The organism is Pseudomonadota bacterium (genome assembly GCA_023229365.1).
Taxonomy (GTDB): Bacteria; Myxococcota_A; Polyangia; order JAAYKL01; family JAAYKL01; genus JALNZK01.
This window is the reverse complement of sequence record JALNZK010000065.1, coordinates 1-18,175: the sequence shown is the minus strand read 5'-3', so window position 1 is coordinate 18,175 and position 18,175 is coordinate 1. Positions and strand designations below refer to the sequence as shown.

The window sequence follows — 18,175 nt, the reverse complement described above, 5'->3', positions numbered from 1 at the left end:
CCATGCGCATCCTCCTCGACACCCACGTCTGGCTCTGGATGATCGCCGAACCGGATCGGCTGAACGCCGAGGCGAGGGAGCGGATCGCGGACCGCGGCAACGACCTGTTCCTCTCGGCGGCGAGCGCCTGGGAGATCGCGATCAAGCACCGGATCGGCCGGCTCCCGCTGCCGGCGCCGCCCGAGGAGTTCGTCCCCGCGCGGCTCGTCCGCGACGGCGTGATCCCGCTGCCCGTCGAGCACCGTCACGCGCTCCGCGTCGCGTCGCTCCCCGCGCTCCACAGGGATCCCTTCGGCAGGCTCCTCGTCGCACAGGCGCAGATCGAGCGGCTCGTCCTCGCCACGGCCGACGCGCAGCTGGCGGGATACGCGGTAGAGACGCTCCGCGCCGACAAGGAATAGGGAGGGATCCGCGCGAGGTGCCCGGCCTCTTGACCGGCCTCCGCCGGTGATTAACTTGACCGCGGAGGCGCTGGAAGATGTCCACGAGAGTCTTAGCCGTCGTCAGCGAGCTCGACAGGTACGTCGCAGAGATCGAGAAGTACCCGCTGCTCGACTTCGAGGAGGAGCAGTCGCTCGCCCGGCGGTGGCGCGATCACGGCGACGTGCGGGCCGCGCACGCGCTCGTCACGTCGAACCTCCGCTTCGTCGTCAAGATCGCCTACGAGTACCGGGGCTACGGCGCCCGCCTCCTCGACCTCGTGCAGGAGGGCACGGTCGGCCTCATGCTCGCGGTGAAGAAGTTCAACCCGGACAAGGGGTACCGGCTGATCACGTACGCCGTGTTCTGGATCCGTTCGTACATCCACTCGTTCCTCATGGCCACGGCGCGCATCTTCCGCATCGGCACCACGCGGGCGCACCGCAAGCTGTTCTTCAAGCTCCGCGCGCTCAAGGGAAAGCTCTCGGCGCGGGGCGGCGGCTCACACCGCGACGTCGTCGAGGCCGCGGCGGCCGAGCTCGGCGTCTCGACCGAGGACGTGGAGGAGATGGAGCGGCACCTCGCCGGGAGCGACGCGTCGCTCGACGCGCAGAACCCCGAGACCGGGACCGCGCTCGTGGACATCATGCCGTCGACCCGCCCCTCGCAGGAGGACGAGCTCGCCGAGCTCGAGATCGAGGCGGATCGCGCGGCGCGGATCGGGACGGCGCTCGCGAAGCTCGACGAGAGGGAGCGCGAGATCGTCACCCGGCGCTACCTCGCCGACGAGCCCGCGCAGCTCAAGCGGCTCGGCGAGGAGATGGGCGTGTCGAAGCAGCGGGTGGCGCAGATCGAGCGGCGCGCCTTGGGCAAGCTGCGCGAGCTGCTCGCCGCCGCGTGACGACCCGAGGGCAGGGCGAGCCCTGCCCCTACTCGATGATGATGGGGTTGATCCAGCGCACGCCGATGCCGCCCGGGTAGGCGACCGACATCGCGTAGTCCTCGCTCACGACCATGAGGCCGAACGACGCCTCGGACTCGATCCCGTGCGGCCCGTCGGCGCAGCCCGCGACGCCGTCCGGGTTGTCGATGTCGAACCGGCCCACCTCCCACTCGGACGCGCCGACCGCGGCGAACCCCGCGTCGTCGAGCGCGCCGAGGCAGTCGAGCGTCACCGCGTAGCCCGCCTTGCGCACCACCACGATGTGGTCGTAGTCGAAGTCGAAAACGTTGTCCGTCGTGAAGACGTACCGCGGCAGGTACTGGCCCGCGGGCGGGGCGAGCACCATCGACGGATCGCCCCAGCCGTAGTCGGCGCCGCCGCCGGCCCAGAGGCGGCCGGTCATGATCTGGTACGCGAAGAACGGCGCGCCCGGCTCGTCCGGATCCGGCGGGTCGTCGAGCGCCGCCGAGGCGAAGTGGTCGGTCGGGCTCATGAACTCGAGCACGTCGCCCTGCGCCGCGAAGTGGTACGTCGCCCCGACGCCGTCGACCGGCGGATCGAACGTGACCGTCATGCCGTCGGCGCCCGCCACCACGCGCCACACCGGCTCGTCGTCGTCGGCGGTCAGCCCGGGGCGCGGCGCGTAGCGGGCGAGCACCGCGTCGACGCCCCACGCCTTGAGCGGCAGGAGCTGCTCCTCGACGTGGTCGCACGAGAACCAGACGGGCGTCGGCGCGTTGGCGCACGGGTGGGTGCCGAACACCGCGATCGGCAGGTTCGACTCGACGAGCGTGCCGGAGAGATCCCCGCCCATCACCGCCGGCGCGATCTGCACGACGTCGAACGCGTTCATCGCGATCGTCGCCGACTCGACGCCCGCGGTCATCGCCGCGACGGAGTCGTCCGAGGCCGCGTCGACGTTCGCGGCCGGCGTGAACGTGATCTCGGTCCCGTCGGCGACCGCGACGACGGTGATCTCGCCGTTCTCGGCGCCGTTGGTGTCCGGCGGCACGAGATCGTCCGCGGTCTCCCAGCCCGACCACCACGTCGCGCCGATGTAGTCCTCGGCGAGCGCCGTGACCGGGAGGAGGAGCGACGCGTCGCTCGAGTTCATCGTCTCGCCGTACGTGTTCCACTGGTACGCCGCGATCGGGACGTCCGAGACGATGCGGAAGGCCGAGCCGTTGCGGCGGCCCGTCTCGCGGACGTGGATCTTCTGGGCGAGCGGGTTGGGTCCGGTGTCGAGCACCGGGCAGCCGTCCGAGCACGACACCTCGAACACCCGGAGCCCGCCCGCCTCGAGCGCGACCTGGAGCCCGGGCACGATGCGCAGGGTCCCGCCGTCGCCCCGCATGTCGTCGACGTGGATGTTCGCGACCGCGGAATCCTGGGGATTCGACACGATGATCGCGTACACCATGCCGTCGATCATCCCGTTGTTCTGGAGATCCGCGGCGAAGAACTCGCACCCTATGGAGTTCCTGGCCGCCTCGGCCTCCTCGCAGGTCGTCGGGATCGCCGGGCCGGTGTACTCCGTGTCCGTGTCCGTGTCGGAATCGGAATCGACGTCGGTGTCGGTGTCGGTGTCGGTGTCGGTGTCGGTGTCGGTGTCCGAGCCGTTGTGCTCCTCCGAGGCCGACTGGCATCCGATCGCGCCGAAGCCTCCTCCGAGGATCGCGACGACGAAGAGCGTGAACCGTCCCATGCCCGGCACCTCCTTGCGTGGCCGCACGGCGCGGCGCGATGTTGGAACGCTATCGATGTTTGTTCAGTGTAGACGGGATTCGAGAACGAATGTCCCGAATTTTAGGCGGCCCGCCGCCGTCAGTCGACGCCGACGTAGTACTCCATCCTCCCGTAGAGCCCGCCGGTCGTGAGCGCGTAGCCGAAGATGGCGTCCGCCCCGTCCCAGCGGTAGTCGGCGTTCCGGGGCGTTCCCGCGAAGTCGTTGGTCTGGGCACAGGCGTCGATCCCCGCGGCCGCGGCGCGGATCTCCACGACGTGATCCGCGGCGAGCGCCGTGAAAGAGAAGAGCGTCGCGCCTTCCGGGTACAGCGTGTGGACGAACATGGCGGTGTACGCCGATTCGGACTCGCAGGGGATCGCGTGCTCGCCGTCGCCGAAGACGAAGCCCTCTGCGCCGCCCGCGGCCCAAACGCCGTCGTGGGCGCTGATCGCCGTGAGATCCGTCGAGCTCCCGGAGTCGATCTCGGTCCAGTCGTTGTCCCGGTTCGTGGCGATCCGGCCGCCCTCGCCCGCGACCCACAGCCAGGTCGGAACGCCGTCTTCGTCGAATTCGACGTCGATCGCGTTCAGGACGCCGCCGCTCGCGATCGCCATATCGGACCAGATCCCCTCGCCCTCATCGAAGCACGCGATCCCGTCTCCCGCGACGCAGGCGCGACCGGGAAGGTAGACGTCGTCGCCGGCGATCGGCGGGATCCAGGTCATGGCGCGCGACTCGGCGAGCGGCACCTCGCCTCCCGGGATCGCCTCGAGCCCGATAGGTTCGGCGTTCCCGTCGACCGCGAGGCCGTACAGGGCGCAGGACGACGCGCCGCACAGGAGCGCGACCGCGTGGTAGCCGATCAGATCGGCCGCCGCGTTGAGCCCGTCCGCGCCGAAGTGGAGGTATTGGTCCGAGGCGATGTCGATCGCTTGGAGCGGCTCGGCCGGGGGCGGCACGACTCCGACCTGCACGAGCTCGTCCGGCGAACCGCGGCGCAGCACGACGATAGGCTCGGGGCCGTCGTCGGTGGCGCGCTCCGCGAGGATCAACGTCGGCGAGCGCGACGCGTGGACGAAGGTCAGGTTGTCGAAATACGCGCCGTTGATCTGCAGGTCGTACTCCGAGGGCATCTCCTCGAATTCGCCGCACGTCGTGTCGAGCGGCAGGGAGCACGTCCAATCCCAGATGTCGATGTCCGTATCCGCGTCGGTGTCGGTGTCCGCGTCGGTGTCGGTGTCCGCGTCGGAATCGGTCCCCGCGTCCGGGCCGGACGACGCGCTCGACGAGCAGCCGAATGCGAGAGACGCGAGGGCGACAACGAGAAACGTCGATTGCAATTGGATGTTGCGCATCTTTCCTCCTAGTAGCCGCCTGCTTCCTGCTCGGTCCGCCGGTACACCGCGCCGGTCGTCACCGCGTGGCCGTCGCACGAGTCCGTGGGGAACGGCCCGGGCCCCGCATAGTGGGGCGTACCTGCAAAGTCGATGGGACGGTAGCACGCGGCGAGCGCCAAGCCGGTCGAATATACCTCGACGACGCGATCCTCCGCGAGGGCCGAGACGCCGTTCCCGGACCAGGGCGGTAGAAAATCGCTGTGAATGAGCATCGCCGAGAAGGTCGACTCCGATGCGCACGACATGATGTGCTCGCCGTCGCCATAGACGAAGCCGCCCGGGCCGCCGGCCGCATAGGCGCCGCCGTCCGCGCTCAAGGATAGGAAGTCCATCGTCGTGCCCGAATCGATTTCGATCCACCAGCCGGTCCGGTTCGTGAGGATCCGGCCGCCGTCGCCCGCGGCGACCAGATAACCCGGCTCCTCCTCTCCCTGAGGCGCTACGACAATCGAGCGGAGTATCTCGCCACCGGGAGAGACCTCCTCCGTCCAGGTCGAGCCGTCGAAGCACGCGATGCCGTCCCCGGCGGCGCAAGCTTTCGCGAGAGGGCCCCAGTCATTGTAGGGGTGGATGACCTCGGGAAAGCCGACCAGCGCGTGCGCCTCGGGGAGCGGCACCTCGCCGCCGGGCACGGGTACGAACCCGACAGGCTCGCTGTACTCGTCGACCGCAAGCCCGTAGAGCGCGCACGCCGTCTCGCCGCACAGGAGCGCGAGCGCCGCGTAGCCGAGAGCCGAGTCGCAGAAGCTCAACCCGCCGGACGAGTACGAGAGTTGCGGCAACGTGGCCAGATCTACGGCGCGCATCGGCTCCGAGGGCGGCTCGACGAGCCCCACCACGACTCGAGGACCGAACCCCATGTCCCATGCGACGGCAACCGGCTCAAGGCCGGCGTCGGTCGTCTGCTCGGCCAGTATCAGGTCGGTCGAGCGGGCCGAGTGGACGGCCGAGACTCCGAGCGCCGCGAGGTCGAGCGATAGGAAGTACGGAGTCGGGTAGTAGAAATCGTCCGGGCACGGCATGGTGATGGCGCTCGTACAGTCCCAATCCCAGAGATCGTCCCAGGTGTCCGTATCCTCGCCCGCGTCGGCTCCGGCGTCCGCGTCCGGGGTCGCCGAGCCGCCCGAAGAGCAGCCGAGCGCGAACGCGGACAAGGCAAACGGCACGATTTTCGAAAACGCCATCATTCCATTAGTGTCCCGAAACGATAATTCCGGGCAGCCTTTGTTTGAGAACCTTTCCTTTGCGAGCCGCCAAGACAAGCGGCGGGCAACGGTGTAACAATCGGCGCGAGGGTTTTTGAGCCGAATGACGTGCGAGACTCACTCACCGGGAGAGGTGATTTCATGGATGGAATCCGTTTCGTGATGCTGCTCGCGGCGCTCGTCGTCGGTTTCGCGCTGGCGGGCTGCCCGCGCGTGGACGATCCGGTCGTGGAAACGGGGAAGAACACGGCCGTGCCGCCCGAGGCCGCGCCGAGCCCGGTCGTGTCCGCCGCCGAGGAGCCGAAGGCGCCCGCCATGGAGCGCCGCGCGGTCGTGACCAAGGTGGAGATCGTCGGCGCGGACGAAGAGCGCGCCGAGGACGGGCGGGGCGGGACGATCGCGGCGGCGAGGCCTGTCGCGATCGAGATCACGGCCGAGGCGTGGCCCGTCCGGGCGCTCGATCCGGTGCTCCACGTCGGCGATCTCGAGTTCAGGCACTACACCTTCCCGCGGCTGAACGTGCTCCGGTACGTCGCGGCCGATCGGGCGCTCCTGCCCGCGGGCGCCGCCGCGTGGATCCAGTACGGCGACGACGCCGCCTCGCGGATAGAGGTGGCGGGGAGCCTCGAGGTGCCGCGATGATGCGCCTCGTCGGGACCCTGATCGCCGCGTTCGCGCTCGCGGCGTGCAGCGACGACTCGCCGGGCTTCGTGGCCGGCGGCGAGTGCGCGGAGGGGCTGCTCGAGTGCGCGCCCGACCTCGAGGCCGAGTGCTCGGCCCCCCTGTCGGACGTGGAGGTCGCGGCCCCGACGCCGTGCGACGGCACGGTGACGATCACAGACGACGCGCCCGCGGACGGGTACCCGGTGGGCGAGACGGCGGTGACGTTCACCGCGACGGACGGCGACGCGACGGAGAGCTGCACGACCACCGTGACCGTGCTCGACGAGACGCCGCCCGAGATCGAGTGCGCGCCCGACGTGATCGCCGTGCGCACCTCGCCGGAGGATCCGGCGATCGCCGCGCCGGCGCCGTTGTCCGCGAACGACGCGTGCGACGCCGAGGTCGACGTGACGGCCTCCCCGGCCGAGGTGCCGTACGGCACGACCGAGGTGGAGTACACGGCGACCGACGACGCGGGGCTCACCGCGACCTGCACGACGCAGGTCACGGTGCTCGACGGGTTCGCGGTCGCGGGGCTGCGCGTGCTGAGCGCGAGCCTCGGCGCCGGCGACACGACCTCGGTGACGATCGGCTGGGAGCCCGCGGGTGGGGACGCCACCGGCTACCGGATCGACCGCGCCGCCGATCCGGACGGCCCGTTCTCGGCCGTGGGGACCGTCGCCGCCGACGCTGCGGTGTTCACCGATCCGTCGACCGCCGATCCGCACAACTACTACCGGATCGTGACGCTGGTCGGCGATCTCGAGGGTGGCGCGACCGAGCTGATCCACGCCTACGCCATAGCTGCGGCCGGCTATGATCTGGACAGCCAGTCCGTGCCGGGCGTGTCGTTCCTGACGACGCTGTACGGCGTCGTGAGGCACCCCGTCGATCTGGCCGCCGGCCCGTACCCGCTCGTCGTCATGCTCCACGGCAACCACGGCAACTGCCGCCAGAACAGCACGACGGACGACTACTGCCAGACCCGAAACGGCCAGGACTGTACCTGGGGCGGTTTCACGACGACGCCGAACGCCGAGGGGATGCTCTTCCAGGTCGAGACGCTCGCGGCGCAGGGCTACGTCGCGGTCACGATCAGCGGCAACGCCTTGAACTGCCGCGACGACTACATCCCGCAGCGCGCGCAGCTCATGATCGAGCACCTGCGCCGGTGGAAGTCCTGGAGCGAGGCGTCGGCGGACCCGTTCGGCGCGCAGTTCGTCGGCGCGGTCGACATGAACCGGGTCGGGCTGGTCGGCCACTCCCGCGGCGGCGACGCGGCGTCCAGCGTGCCGCTCGCGCTCGAGGCGACCCCGGTCGCCGGCGTGACCGTGGCCTCGATCTTCGCGATCGCGCCGACCGACTACCACGCGACCACGCCCGTGGGCACGGACTACGCGGTGCTGCTGCCCGCGTGCGACGGCGACGTCTCGACCCTCTGGGGCATGGACATCTACGATCGCGGCCTCGATCCGGACGATCACGTCGTGCGGTCGCAGGTCCTCTTCGTCGGCGCGAACCACAACTTCTTCAGCACCGAGTGGACCTACGACGACGGCTCCACCGAGTGCTCCGGATCCGAGCTCGTCGGCGGCGCCGCGCAGCGCGGCATGCTCGAGGCCACCCTGGGCGCGTGGTTCAACGGCACGCTCGTCGGCGGCCCGCTCGATCCGTTCCTGCGCGCCGAGGGCCCGACGCCGACGTCGATCGACGCCTGGGCCGGCGAGGAGCTCGACCTGCGATGGTCGCACGCGGCCGAGGAGCGCACGCTCGTCGACGAGTTCGAGGGCGCGGGGACGCCGGACACGAACCTGCTCGGCGGGCCCAACGCGTTCACGGGCTTCACCGAGGACGGCCGGTGCTACGAGACGGGCTGCGGGAGCGCCTTCATCCACCACAAGGGCGCGGCCTACCTGACCTGGGACTACGACGCGACGGCGTCCGCGTCGTTCGACCTCGGCGGGCTCGACGCGTCCGCGAGCTCCTACCTCTCGTTCCGCGTCGTCTCCCGCACGCACGCGTGGAACAACGGCCTCGCGGAGCAGAACTTCGGGGCGCGGCTCCGGGACGGCGACGGCGACGCGGCGGAGATCGAGGTCGCGGACGTGCAGCCGATCCCGCACCTCTACGGCGCGGACGACGTGCGCGAGGTGCTGCAGACCGTCCGCATCCCGCTCGCGGATCTCGTCGCGGCGAACCCGGAGCTCGACGTCGCAGCGCTCGCTTCGTTCGAGCTCTTCTTCTCGGTCGACGGGGGGCGCGGGGCGATCCTGGTCACCGACGTCGAGCTCGCCGAGGCGGACGAATAGAATGCTCCGATACGACCGGATGCCCGAATATCCATAGACAGAGCACGTCGAACCAGCTACTTAAAAAGCTGGAAATGGGAGAAATGCCAAATGGACGCGACCGATAAGAAGATCGTCACCACGCTCCAGAAACAGGGCCGCATCACCAACGTCGAGCTCGCCCGCCTGAACGACCTCGCGCCGTCGTCCATGCTCGAGCGGGTGAGGAGGCTCGAGGAGAAGGGGATCATCCGCGGGTACCGCGCCGTGCTCGAGCCCAAGCTGCTCGGTTACCACGTCCAGGCGCTCGTCATGGTCACCCTCGACAGGCACCAGGAGCGCGGCATCGAGATGTTCGAGACCGGCGTGCTCGAGGTCCCGGAGGTCCGGGCGTGCCACCACGTCACCGGCCGCTACGACTACATCCTGCACGTCGCCGCGCGCGACATCGAGCACCTCGGCGATCTCGTGAAGCACAGGCTCGGCGCGATAGGCGGCGTCGAGAAGCTCGAAACCTTCCTCGCCCTCAGCACCGTGAAGGAGGACGAGGGCTACTCGCTGGCCCCCCTGAACGAGGAGACCGCTGAAGAGAGGTGACCCATGACGACGTCCAAAGGTGTGGATCGCTACGTCGCGTTGGCCCGTGAAGCCGCGGCGCGCAGGGCGCGCGACGTCCAGGAGGTGAAGCGCTGCAGGTTCGACACGATCGCCGTGCACGGGATGTACACGATGGCGGAGTCGCTGGACTTCAACCAGGGCGCGATCATCGAGCCTATCTACATGTGCTCCTCGCAGGCGTACCGCGACTCGGACGAGATGGAGGCCGCGCTCGCGTACCAGATCCCGACGTGGTGCTACTCGCGGATCGCCAACCCGTCGCTCTACTACTTCGAGCAGGTCATGGCGCTCCTCGAGGGGTACGGCGCCGACATCGAGACCTCGTGCTGCGCGACGTCGTCGGGCATGGCCGCGATCCAGAGCGCCACGGATCCGTTCCTCACGGTCGATCCGGCCCGCCCGGGACAGAAGGTGAACTTCGTCGCCACGTGCCAGGTCTACGGCGGGACGTTCCAGCAGTTCTCCATCCGCAAGGCGGCGGAGCGCGGGATCGAGCTGCGCTGGGTCGTCAACTCCGCCGATCTCGGCGAGTGGGAGTCCAAGATCGACGAGAACACGCGGTTCGTCTACGGCGAGCTGCCGTCGAACCCGGGGCAGGCGTTCTTCGATCTCGACGCGGTGATCGCGCTCGCCCACGCCCGCGGGGTCCCGGTGATCGTCGACAACACGGTCGGCACGCCGGCGCTCATGCGGCCTTTGACACGCGGGGCGGACGTCGTGATCCAGTCCGTGACGAAGACGCTCACCTCTTCCGGGTTCGGCATCGCGGGCGCCGTGATCGCGCGCAAGGACATCGTGAGCAGCTTCGGCAGCCCGGAGATGAAGGCCGACTTCGCGATGTACCTGAAGACGCTGCCGAACCGCGATCTCGGGCAGAACCTGTCGCCCATGAACGCCATCCTCTCCCTGAACGACATCCGCACGCTGCGCTCCAAGGTCGACATGTTCAGCCGCAACACGATGAAGGTGGCGCGGTTCCTGGAGAAGCACCCCCGCATCGACAAGGTGAGCTACCTCGGCCTCGAGAGCCACCCGCTGCACGCGCTCGCGAGCCGCTACCTGTTCCTCGTCGACGCCGAGCACGACGCGGCGTACGGGAAGCCCGTGAACCGGTACGGTCACCTCATGTCGTTCGAGGTGAAGGGCGGCCCCGCGGCGGCGCGCGAGATGTTCGACGCGTTCCGGCGGATCTGGCGCGCCACGGACCTCGGCCGCGTCAAGTCCGTCGCGACCATCCCCGCGATCTCGACGCACTCCCAGCAGGGCGAGGAGGGCCGGGCGATCGCCGGCATCCCCGGGAACATGATCCGCCTGTGCGTCGGCGGCGAGCACCCGGACGACGTGTGCGCGGATCTCGAGCAGGCGCTCGGCTCGATCGGCGGCAAGATCGCGCGGCAGGTCCCGCCGGAGTTCTCGGTCGGCGGCGCGTCGAGCGCCATCGTTGCCAAGTAGGGGCGGGGCTTGCCCCGCCCGCATCAGACGGAGTCACGCATGATCCTCTTCGAAAGCACCAACGGAAAGGCGCCGCGGACCGATCTCGCCGGGGCGCTCCTCGGCGGCCAGGCGGGCGACAAGGGGCTCTACCTTCCCGTCGAGCTGCCGCGCTACCCGGCGCGGCTCTTCGCCCGCGCCCGCGATCTCGCGTACCCGGCGCTCGCGGCGGAGCTGCTGTGGCCCTACTGCGACGGGGTGTTCGCGCGGGACGCGCTCGACGCGATCTGCGAGAGCGCCTACGACTACGACGTGCCGATCGAGCGGGTCGAAGGACGACGGCACGTCCTGCGCCTCGATCGCGGGCCCACCGCGTCGTTCAAGGACTTCGCCGCGCGGTTCATGGGCCGCGCGCTCGGCCGCCTCGTGCGCGATCGCGGCACGGAGCTGCTGATCCTCACCGCGACCTCCGGCGACACCGGCTCGGCCGTGGCGCACGCGTTCCTCGGCGTCCCGGGGATCCGCGTCCTCGTGCTGTTCCCGCGCGCCGAGGTCTCGGACCGGCAGCGCAAGCAGATGACGTCGCTCGGCGGCAACGTCGCCGCGATCGCGGTGGACGGCAAGTTCGACGACTGCCAGGCGCTCGTGAAGCGCGCCTTCGCGGACCCCGCGCTCGCCGATCTGCACCTCTCGTCGGCCAACTCCATCAACATCGGGCGCCTCCTGCCCCAGTCCGTGTACTACGTCTACGCGGCGTCGAGGCTCGTGGATCTCGCGGGCGGCGAGCGGGTCGTCTTCTCGGTGCCGTCCGGCAACTTCGGCGATCTCCTGGGCGGCGTGATGGCGTTCCGGAGCGGGCTCCCGGTCGCGCGGTTCGCGGTCGCGACCAACGCCAACGACGAGGTGCCGAGGTTCCTCGCGAGCGGCCGCTACGAGAAGATCGAGCCGTCCCGCGTCTGCATCTCGAACGCGATGAACGTCGGCCACCCGTCGAACCTGGCGCGCCTCGTGGCGCTGTACGGCGGGAAGATGGACGAGACCGGGCGGCTCCTCGCCGCGCCGGACATGGGCGCGCTGCGGCGCGACTTCTACGCGGTCAGCATCGACGACGCCGAGACGCGCGAGACGATCCGCCGCGCCCACGCGGAGCACGGCGTGTTGCTCGAGCCGCACGGCGCGGTCGGCTGGGCCGGCCTCGAGCGCCTGTGCGCCGCCGATCCCGCGGCGGCTTCGCTCACGGCGGCGTCGCTCGAGACCGCGCACCCGGCGAAGTTCCCGGAGGAGGTGCGGGCGATCACGGGCGTCGAGCCCGAGGTGCCGCCGAGCCTCGAGGGGCTCGACGCGCGCGCCGAGATGTTCGGCGAGATGCAGGTCGACTACGGCGCCTTCAGGGCGCACCTCGAGAAGGAGTACCGGCGATGAAGGCGGTCGTCATCATCGGCGACGGCATGTCGGATCATCCGGTCGCCGCGCTCGGCGGCAGGACGCCGCTCATGGTCGCGGTGAAGCCGCACATCGACGCGATCGCGAGGAACGGCGTGAGCGGCCTGTTCAACACCGTACCCGAGGGGCTGCCCAACGGCTCGGACGTGGCCAACCTCTCGGTGCTCGGCTACGATCCGCGCGCCTGCCTGCAGGGCCGCGGCGTGCTCGAGGCCGCGAGCATGGGGGTCGACCTCGCGCCGGACGACGTCGCGATGCGGTGCAACATCCTCACGATTGACGGCGAGGGGAGGATCAAGAACCACTCGGCGGGCCACATCTCCACCGAGGAGGCGGCCGAGATCGTCCGCGATCTCGATCGCGAGCTGGGCGGGGGGCGCGGCGAGAAGCCGGCGCGGTTCCACAAAGGCGTGAGCTACCGCCACCTGCTCGTCCTGCCCGGCGGCTGGGCGTCGCCCGAGTTCGACTGCACGCCGCCCCACGACTTCGTCGGCGGGCTCGAGGCCGAGCTCCTGCCCGTGCCGCGCAACGACGTGGCGCGCGCCACGGTCGATCGGATTCTCGAGATCCACAAGCGGGCGAGGGCGATCCTCGCGGATCACCCGGTGAACGTCCGGCGCCGCAAGGCCGGGAAGGACCCCGCGAACTCCATGTGGGTGTGGTCGCCGGGCACGAGGCCGCGCATGGAGACGTACGCGAAGCGGTTCGGGATCACGGGCGCCGTGATCTCGGCGGTCGATCTCATCCGCGGCATCGGCGTCTACGCCGGCTTCGAGCGGATCGACGTGGAGGGCGCCACAGGGCTCTCGGACACGAACTACGAGGGCAAGGCTTTGGCCGCGCTCGACGCGCTCGAGCGGCACGACTTCGTCTATGTACACGTGGAGGCGAGCGACGAGGCGAGCCACTCGCGCGATCTCCAGCTCAAGATCAAGTGCATCGAGATGCTCGACGAGCGGCTCGTGCGGATCATCCTCGACGGGATCAAGAAGCGCGGGCTCGAGGTCGCCGTCGCCGTGCTGCCCGATCACCCGACGCCGGTGGAGACAGGCGCCCACGCCAACGATCCGGTGCCGGTCGCGATCTGGCGTCCGGGCGACAAGGCCGACTCGGTGCAGGGCTACGACGAGGAGCAGGTGAAGTCCGGCTCCCTCGGCCTCCTCCACGGCGACGCCTTCATCCGCCGCGTGATTGGGGTGTGAGGTGTGGCGGGCGCGTCACACCTGTGAATTGGCGGCACGGTGGCGCATCCCGGCGCCGACGCACAGCACGATGAGGCCGGTGATGAGCATGACGCCGCCTATCGTCGCGCTCATGACGAGCGTGACGATGGGGTTGACCAAGGCCAGGATGCCGCCGATCCCGGCGATGATCACCGAGGCGCCCATGATCCACCCGCCGGTCTTCATCACCCGCGTGCCGGCCTCGTACCGTGCGTTCTTCATCGTCTCCAGCGATTGCTGCGCCTTGGCGTCGGCGGCGCCTCGCTCGTAGGCGGCCTTCAGCTGCGCCTCGGTGGACGCGGGGTCCTGCGGTGCGGCGGCGACGTAGAGCTCGGGCGCGTATCCCACCGCCCTCTCCCAGTGGTCGACGATCTCGCCGACCTCCCTTCGGCGCCTGTCGTACTCCCGCTCCCCCACGCGGAGGATGGTCGCGCGGCGATCGGCCTCCGCCGCGGAGCCGAGGGCGGCCGCGGTCTCCCACATCCGATCGGCCTTGCCCTGCACATCGAGCAGCGCGGTCTTCGCGCCCGCGTGCCGCATGCGGTTGACGCTCTCGATGCCGATGCGCCTGAGGCGCATGCGCTTGTGTGCGGACATTCCGGTCCTCGCCGCCTGCTCGTCGAACGACTCGAGGAACTGCAGCCCGGGGTTCGAGCGCGACCTGAGCGCGGCGTCCAGCGCCGGATCTTCCAGGAGCCCGGTGGACCGGATCTGCGAGGTGTGGCGCCAGACGACGTCATCGACGTCGGACGCGGAGCGGTGCATGTACGCCTGGATCTCCGGGTGCAGCTGCACCTCCAGGGGCAGGTCGCGAAAACGCTGTGTGGTGCTCAATACCCCGGCGGCTTGTCGGCCGATGAGATCGAGGTCGTCGTTCCCGTCCGTCCCGAAGGAGAACGCTTCGACGGACGCGGCGCCGCCGCGGAGATCCGCGAGGTGACGGGCGACGTCGGGCTCGACGAAACGGCTCGATCCGGCGGCGAACAGCCCGCTCGTGGAGCAGCCCTCCAGCGAGCAGAGACCTGCGGCCGTGACGCCGGCCGCGACGCCCGACCTGATGAACGACCTTCTCTCCATGGCGCGCCCCCATCCGAAGCTCGGGTTCGGAGCGTTCAGTATACACGAATCGTGCCACACTTTCTTGCCATGCCAACTCGCATCCCGGGCTTGCGCGCCCCGCCGACAGACTCTATGAGGGAGTGCTGATCGGAGTCGGATGACCCATACAAGGAGATCGCCCATGAAGAGCCTGTCACTCGCGTCCGCCCTCGTCCTCGTTTTCGCGATCGGCTGCGGCGGCGGTCAGCCGACCCCGCCCGCTCCTGCGCCGGAGCCGACTCCGGAAGTCGAGGCCACGCCCGACGCCGGACCGGCCGCCGAGGCGACCCCACCTCCGCCGCCGGCCGAGCCTTCGGCTCCCGCGCTGAAGACGCCCGAGAATCTTGAGGCCGCGTACGCGGGCGAGACCGACGCGATCGCCCGCTACAAGGCGTTCGCCGCGGCCGCCGACAAGGAGAAGTACAAGGACGTCGCCGCGCTGTTCCGCGCCGCGGCCCGCGCCGAGGAGATCCACGCGCAGAAGCTCGCCGACCTGATCGCCGCTGCGGGCGGCACGCCGGCCGCGGGCACCGCGACGCCCGAGGTGAAGAAGACCGCCTTGAACATCAAGGCCGCGATCGCCGGCGAGTCCGCTGACAGCGACACCTTGTACAAGGGTTTCGCAGAGACGGCGAAGGCCGAGGGCAGGACCGACGCCGAGAGCGCGTTCAAGGTGATGATGGAGGTCGAGGCCGGGAACACCAAGCTGTTCAAGAGGGCGGAAAAGGATCTCGCCTATTGGAAGCAGGACGAGCGGGAGTTCTGGGTCTGCCCGGTGTGCGGCTTCGTGATGACCTCGAGGAAGGAGTCCTGCGGCGTGTGCGCGACCGACCCGAGCACGTTCGAGGAGATCGAGTAGTCCCCGACAACCGCCTTTTCGTTTGACATCCGAAACTGCCGACGCGTACTCAAATTCCTGATGAATATCGCTCCGAACGAGCCGAACAGCACCCCGGCCGAGCGGAGCGCCGACCGCCTCTGGACCGCTCCCCTCCTGGCTGTGCCGTTCTCCATCCTGCTGACCGGCATCGCGGGCGCGACGGAGATACCCGTCCGATACGCATCGTTCACGGCGCTGCTCGGAGCCGTCGCCCTCGGGGTTCACGCGGCGTTCCGCCTTTTCTGGGCCCAGATCCTGTTCTTCATCCTGGCGAGCGCGATCCTCGCATGGCGCCCCCGTCGGAGGTGGCTCCGCAGGCTCCGCGGCGCCGCGACGGTCTTGTTGTGCGCCGCCGTATCCCTGCAGTCGTATTTCGGGCTGCCGGAGGGCTTCGCGTCCGGCGGGTACCCGATCTTCGCCGCCCTCTACGGCGCGTTCGCGCTCGCGCTCGCGGCCTGGATGACGAGCCTCGATCCCATCGCCGCGCCTGCGCTCAGGAGCGTCGCGAGGAGGCGCCCTGTCTCGATCGGCATGCCGATTGCGTTCATCGCTGCGGCCGCGGCGGTTCACGCCTGCAACCGGACGATCAGCCCCGACGCCTACGAGACGTTCCACCTGGGCGCGTGCCGAGCGGCGTTCCTCGCGCTCAACGCCGGGCTCGCGTCGGTGCTCGTGCGGCTCGACGCCGCGGGCCTCGCCCGCCTGCCCGAGCGCAGGGCGATGCGGATCCGCTTCGTCGCGATCTCGCTGTCGTTGGCCGTGATCCCCGCCGCCGTCGCGCCGTGGCTCGGCTCGGCGAAGCCTCTCTTCCGGCGCTACACCGCGCTCGGCCGATCCGAGGCCGCGCTTCGGGCCGACCGCGGGATCGCCGAGAGGAGCGGGAAGCGGACGGACGTCGAGTACCCGAACGGCGTCGAGCTCTTCGCCGAGCTGTCCAACATGCCCGATGCGGGGGACAGCTTCCCGGCGGGCGTGCGGAACGTGCTCCTGATCTCGGTCGAGTGCCTGCGGTACCGCGACTCCTCGTTCGGGGATCCCCGCTCGGACCTCACGCCCAACCTCCGGCGCTTCGCCGCCCGCCCGGACTCCTTTCTCTTCGAGCGCGCCTACTCCCCCGCCCCCACGACGCTTCAGGTGTTTTCGAGCATCTTCACGATGGCGCCTTTGTCCCTCAGCGAGATCGAGCTCTGGGATCACTGGCACGGCAGGCTCCGCGACCGGGCGATCACCGTCGCAGAGCTGCTGCGCGAGGACGGGTATCAGACGTTCTACGCCGGGCACAACTACCGCGGGCGCTTCACGGAAGGGGGGAAGATCCTCGGCCTGCAGCAGGGGTTCGAGAGCCTGCGCTACGCGGAGACGAGGGGGAAGGAGCCGGACGAGGACGACACGGACCTGCGCGTCGTCGGCGAGGCCCGCCGCGCCCTCACGGAGGCCCGCGCCGACGGGCGGCCGTTCTTCGGCTGGGTGTTCTTCGTGAGCCCGCACGAGCCGTACTACAGGCGCTACCCCGAGATGGCCGGCGAGGGGGATCACGATCTCTTCAGGCAGGAGGTGCGGTACGCGGACGAGCGGATCGGCGAGCTCCTGTCCTATCTCGAGAGCACGGAGCTCTGGGACGACACGATCGTCGTCGTGCACGGAGATCACGGCGAGGCGTTCGGGGAGCACGGGTCGAGATCCCATTCCGACGTGTACACCGAGACGACCCACGTGGCGCTGGCCGTCCGTGCGCCGTCGGCGAGAGGGCGCACCGTGAGCGGACCGGTCTCGCTGACGTACCTCTTCCCGTGGATCTTGGGCAACGGCCCGAGGCACGCCCGCGACGCGGCGTTCGAGGCCGAGCGGCGTCTCCTCGCTCCGTTCCTGGTGCGCACGGGCGGGGCCGTGGCCGTCGAGATGCTCCGCCCCAAGGGGATCCGGACGGCGCTCGTCACGGAGTCCGGCGAGCTCGTCTACGACGACGAGTCCCGGCACATCGAGGTGTACGATCTGGAGGAGGATCCCGCGCAGGCGGACGACGTGTACTCCGATTCCGATCCCGTCTCGAAGGCGCTCGTCGATCGCCTGGAGGGCTACCTGGAAGCGCGTTCGGCCCTGGGGAAGCCGCTGAAGACCCACATCGTGAAGCCGCCGAAGAAGCGGAAGCGAGGCTCCTAGCGCGGCGCGCGCGTCCGTTCGCCCGCGATCTTCGCCGCCTGATCGCTTGCATTGCCGCGCGCTTTCCACGAACATCGCCCCAAAGACTCCGGGCTCCTCGGGGAGCGGCGGGCGTTCGCGGCCCGTGGAAAGGCGAGAGCATGCGCCAGAAGATCAAGCTGAAGGACCAGACCTCGCTGTCCAAGTGGTCCCTGGAGGAAGCCCGCGAGCTGTACAACATCCCGGAGTGGGGGCGGGGGTTCTTCGACATCAACGAGAAGGGCAACATGATAGTCCTTCCGGAGAAGAACAAGCAGCGCTTCCTCGACATCAAGGAGTTCGTGGACGGGCTCGGCATCCGCGGGCTCGATCCGCCCGTGCTCATCCGCTTCACGGACATCCTGCAGAAGCGGATCGAGGAGATCCAGACCGCGTTCCAGAAGGCGATCGTGGACTACAACTACGGCGGCAAGTACGTCGGCGTCTACCCGGTCAAGGTGAACCAGGCCCGCCAGGTCGTCGAGGACATCGTCGAGTTCGGCCGGCCGTACAACTTCGGGCTCGAGGCCGGCACGAAGGCCGAGCTGCTCATCGTCCTCGCCTCGAACGAGAACCTGGACGCGCCGACGATCTGCAACGGCTACAAGGACGACGAGTACATCGAGATGGCGCTGTGGGGCACGAAGCTCGGCCGCAAGGTG

At 69.6% G+C, this 18,175-nt stretch carries 15 protein-coding genes; 11 read left to right on the top strand and 4 right to left on the bottom strand.

Going from position 1 to position 18,175, the window contains the following annotated elements:
* Nucleotides 1-2 precede the first annotated feature (2 nt).
* Both M0R80_20685 and M0R80_20680 read left to right on the top strand, forming a co-directional pair.
* Nucleotides 3-401 (top strand): type II toxin-antitoxin system VapC family toxin, encoded by a 399-nt coding sequence (locus tag M0R80_20685; GenBank protein ID MCK9462051.1) that lies wholly within the window; start codon nucleotides 3-5, stop codon nucleotides 399-401.
* A 77-nt stretch (nucleotides 402-478) separates the two neighbouring features.
* Nucleotides 479-1,321, top strand: coding sequence for an RNA polymerase factor sigma-32 (locus tag M0R80_20680; GenBank protein MCK9462050.1), 843 nt, complete (start codon nucleotides 479-481; stop codon nucleotides 1,319-1,321).
* Between the two features lie 28 nt (nucleotides 1,322-1,349).
* Here M0R80_20680 and M0R80_20675 read toward each other — a convergent pair whose 3' ends face one another.
* From M0R80_20675 to M0R80_20665, 3 genes are all read right to left on the bottom strand, one after another.
* A complete protein-coding gene (locus M0R80_20675) occupies nucleotides 1,350-3,068 on the bottom strand; it encodes an IgGFc-binding protein (GenBank protein MCK9462049.1) in 1,719 nt (572 codons plus the stop codon).
* A 119-nt stretch (nucleotides 3,069-3,187) separates the two neighbouring features.
* Complete coding sequence (locus M0R80_20670) at nucleotides 3,188-4,444, bottom strand: hypothetical protein (protein MCK9462048.1); 1,257 nt, start codon at nucleotides 4,442-4,444, stop codon at nucleotides 3,188-3,190.
* An 8-nt stretch (nucleotides 4,445-4,452) separates the two neighbouring features.
* Entirely contained in the window at nucleotides 4,453-5,673 is a 1,221-nt protein-coding gene (locus tag M0R80_20665; GenBank protein ID MCK9462047.1) for a hypothetical protein, read from the bottom strand.
* Nucleotides 5,674-5,832: 159 nt separating this feature from the next.
* On the opposite strand from M0R80_20665, the gene M0R80_20660 reads away from it, so the two are divergent.
* From M0R80_20660 to M0R80_20635, 6 genes are all read left to right on the top strand, one after another.
* Nucleotides 5,833-6,333 (top strand): hypothetical protein, encoded by a 501-nt coding sequence (locus M0R80_20660; GenBank protein MCK9462046.1) that lies wholly within the window; start codon nucleotides 5,833-5,835, stop codon nucleotides 6,331-6,333.
* Nucleotides 6,330-8,663, top strand: coding sequence for an HYR domain-containing protein (locus M0R80_20655; GenBank protein ID MCK9462045.1), 2,334 nt, complete (start codon nucleotides 6,330-6,332; stop codon nucleotides 8,661-8,663). Before M0R80_20660 ends, M0R80_20655 begins: the two co-directional genes overlap by 4 nt.
* Before the next feature lie 90 nt (nucleotides 8,664-8,753).
* Nucleotides 8,754-9,239 (top strand): Lrp/AsnC family transcriptional regulator, encoded by a 486-nt coding sequence (locus tag M0R80_20650; GenBank protein MCK9462044.1) that lies wholly within the window; start codon nucleotides 8,754-8,756, stop codon nucleotides 9,237-9,239.
* 3 nt (nucleotides 9,240-9,242) lie between these two features.
* Nucleotides 9,243-10,712, top strand: coding sequence for a PLP-dependent transferase (locus M0R80_20645; GenBank protein MCK9462043.1), 1,470 nt, complete (start codon nucleotides 9,243-9,245; stop codon nucleotides 10,710-10,712).
* 39 nt (nucleotides 10,713-10,751) lie between these two features.
* Complete coding sequence (gene thrC, locus M0R80_20640; protein MCK9462042.1) at nucleotides 10,752-12,113, top strand: threonine synthase; 1,362 nt, start codon at nucleotides 10,752-10,754, stop codon at nucleotides 12,111-12,113.
* On the top strand, nucleotides 12,110-13,336 hold the full coding sequence (locus M0R80_20635; GenBank protein ID MCK9462041.1) for a cofactor-independent phosphoglycerate mutase: 1,227 nt from the start codon (nucleotides 12,110-12,112) through the stop codon (nucleotides 13,334-13,336). Before thrC ends, M0R80_20635 begins: the two co-directional genes overlap by 4 nt.
* 15 nt (nucleotides 13,337-13,351) lie before the next feature.
* On the opposite strand, the gene M0R80_20630 is transcribed toward M0R80_20635, so the two are convergent.
* Nucleotides 13,352-14,434, bottom strand: a complete 1,083-nt coding sequence (locus M0R80_20630; GenBank protein ID MCK9462040.1) for a DUF308 domain-containing protein — start codon at nucleotides 14,432-14,434, stop codon at nucleotides 13,352-13,354.
* A 163-nt stretch (nucleotides 14,435-14,597) separates the two neighbouring features.
* Here M0R80_20630 and M0R80_20625 point away from each other — a divergent pair, with 163 nt between their 5' ends.
* From M0R80_20625 to M0R80_20615, 3 genes are all read left to right on the top strand, one after another.
* Nucleotides 14,598-15,314, top strand: coding sequence for a rubrerythrin (locus M0R80_20625; protein MCK9462039.1), 717 nt, complete (start codon nucleotides 14,598-14,600; stop codon nucleotides 15,312-15,314).
* A 60-nt stretch (nucleotides 15,315-15,374) separates the two neighbouring features.
* Nucleotides 15,375-17,495 carry a sulfatase gene (locus M0R80_20620; GenBank protein ID MCK9462038.1) on the top strand — a complete coding sequence of 707 codons (2,121 nt, stop codon included), beginning with the start codon at nucleotides 15,375-15,377 and terminating at the stop codon, nucleotides 17,493-17,495.
* A gap of 140 nt (nucleotides 17,496-17,635) precedes the next feature.
* Nucleotides 17,636-18,175, top strand: a 540-nt coding sequence (locus M0R80_20615; protein MCK9462037.1) for an arginine decarboxylase, incomplete at its 3' end; no start/stop codon positions are given.

What these genes read in the sequence shown, in the direction of transcription:
- M0R80_20670 (MCK9462048.1), bottom strand. Translation starts at nt 4,444, where the DNA reads ATGCGCAACATCCAATTGCAATCGACGTTTCTCGTTGTCGCCCTCGCG.
- M0R80_20685 (MCK9462051.1), top strand. Translation starts at nt 3, where the DNA reads ATGCGCATCCTCCTCGACACCCACGTCTGGCTCTGGATGATCGCCGAA.
- M0R80_20635 (MCK9462041.1), top strand. Translation starts at nt 12,110, where the DNA reads ATGAAGGCGGTCGTCATCATCGGCGACGGCATGTCGGATCATCCGGTC.
- M0R80_20645 (MCK9462043.1), top strand. Translation starts at nt 9,243, where the DNA reads ATGACGACGTCCAAAGGTGTGGATCGCTACGTCGCGTTGGCCCGTGAA.
- M0R80_20680 (MCK9462050.1), top strand. Translation starts at nt 479, where the DNA reads ATGTCCACGAGAGTCTTAGCCGTCGTCAGCGAGCTCGACAGGTACGTC.
- M0R80_20625 (MCK9462039.1), top strand. Translation starts at nt 14,598, where the DNA reads ATGAAGAGCCTGTCACTCGCGTCCGCCCTCGTCCTCGTTTTCGCGATC.
- M0R80_20675 (MCK9462049.1), bottom strand. Translation starts at nt 3,068, where the DNA reads ATGGGACGGTTCACGCTCTTCGTCGTCGCGATCCTCGGAGGAGGCTTC.
- thrC (MCK9462042.1), top strand. Translation starts at nt 10,752, where the DNA reads ATGATCCTCTTCGAAAGCACCAACGGAAAGGCGCCGCGGACCGATCTC.
- M0R80_20650 (MCK9462044.1), top strand. Translation starts at nt 8,754, where the DNA reads ATGGACGCGACCGATAAGAAGATCGTCACCACGCTCCAGAAACAGGGC.
- M0R80_20660 (MCK9462046.1), top strand. Translation starts at nt 5,833, where the DNA reads ATGGATGGAATCCGTTTCGTGATGCTGCTCGCGGCGCTCGTCGTCGGT.
- M0R80_20665 (MCK9462047.1), bottom strand. Translation starts at nt 5,673, where the DNA reads ATGATGGCGTTTTCGAAAATCGTGCCGTTTGCCTTGTCCGCGTTCGCG.
- M0R80_20630 (MCK9462040.1), bottom strand. Translation starts at nt 14,434, where the DNA reads ATGGAGAGAAGGTCGTTCATCAGGTCGGGCGTCGCGGCCGGCGTCACG.
- M0R80_20655 (MCK9462045.1), top strand. Translation starts at nt 6,330, where the DNA reads ATGATGCGCCTCGTCGGGACCCTGATCGCCGCGTTCGCGCTCGCGGCG.
- M0R80_20620 (MCK9462038.1), top strand. Translation starts at nt 15,375, where the DNA reads ATGAATATCGCTCCGAACGAGCCGAACAGCACCCCGGCCGAGCGGAGC.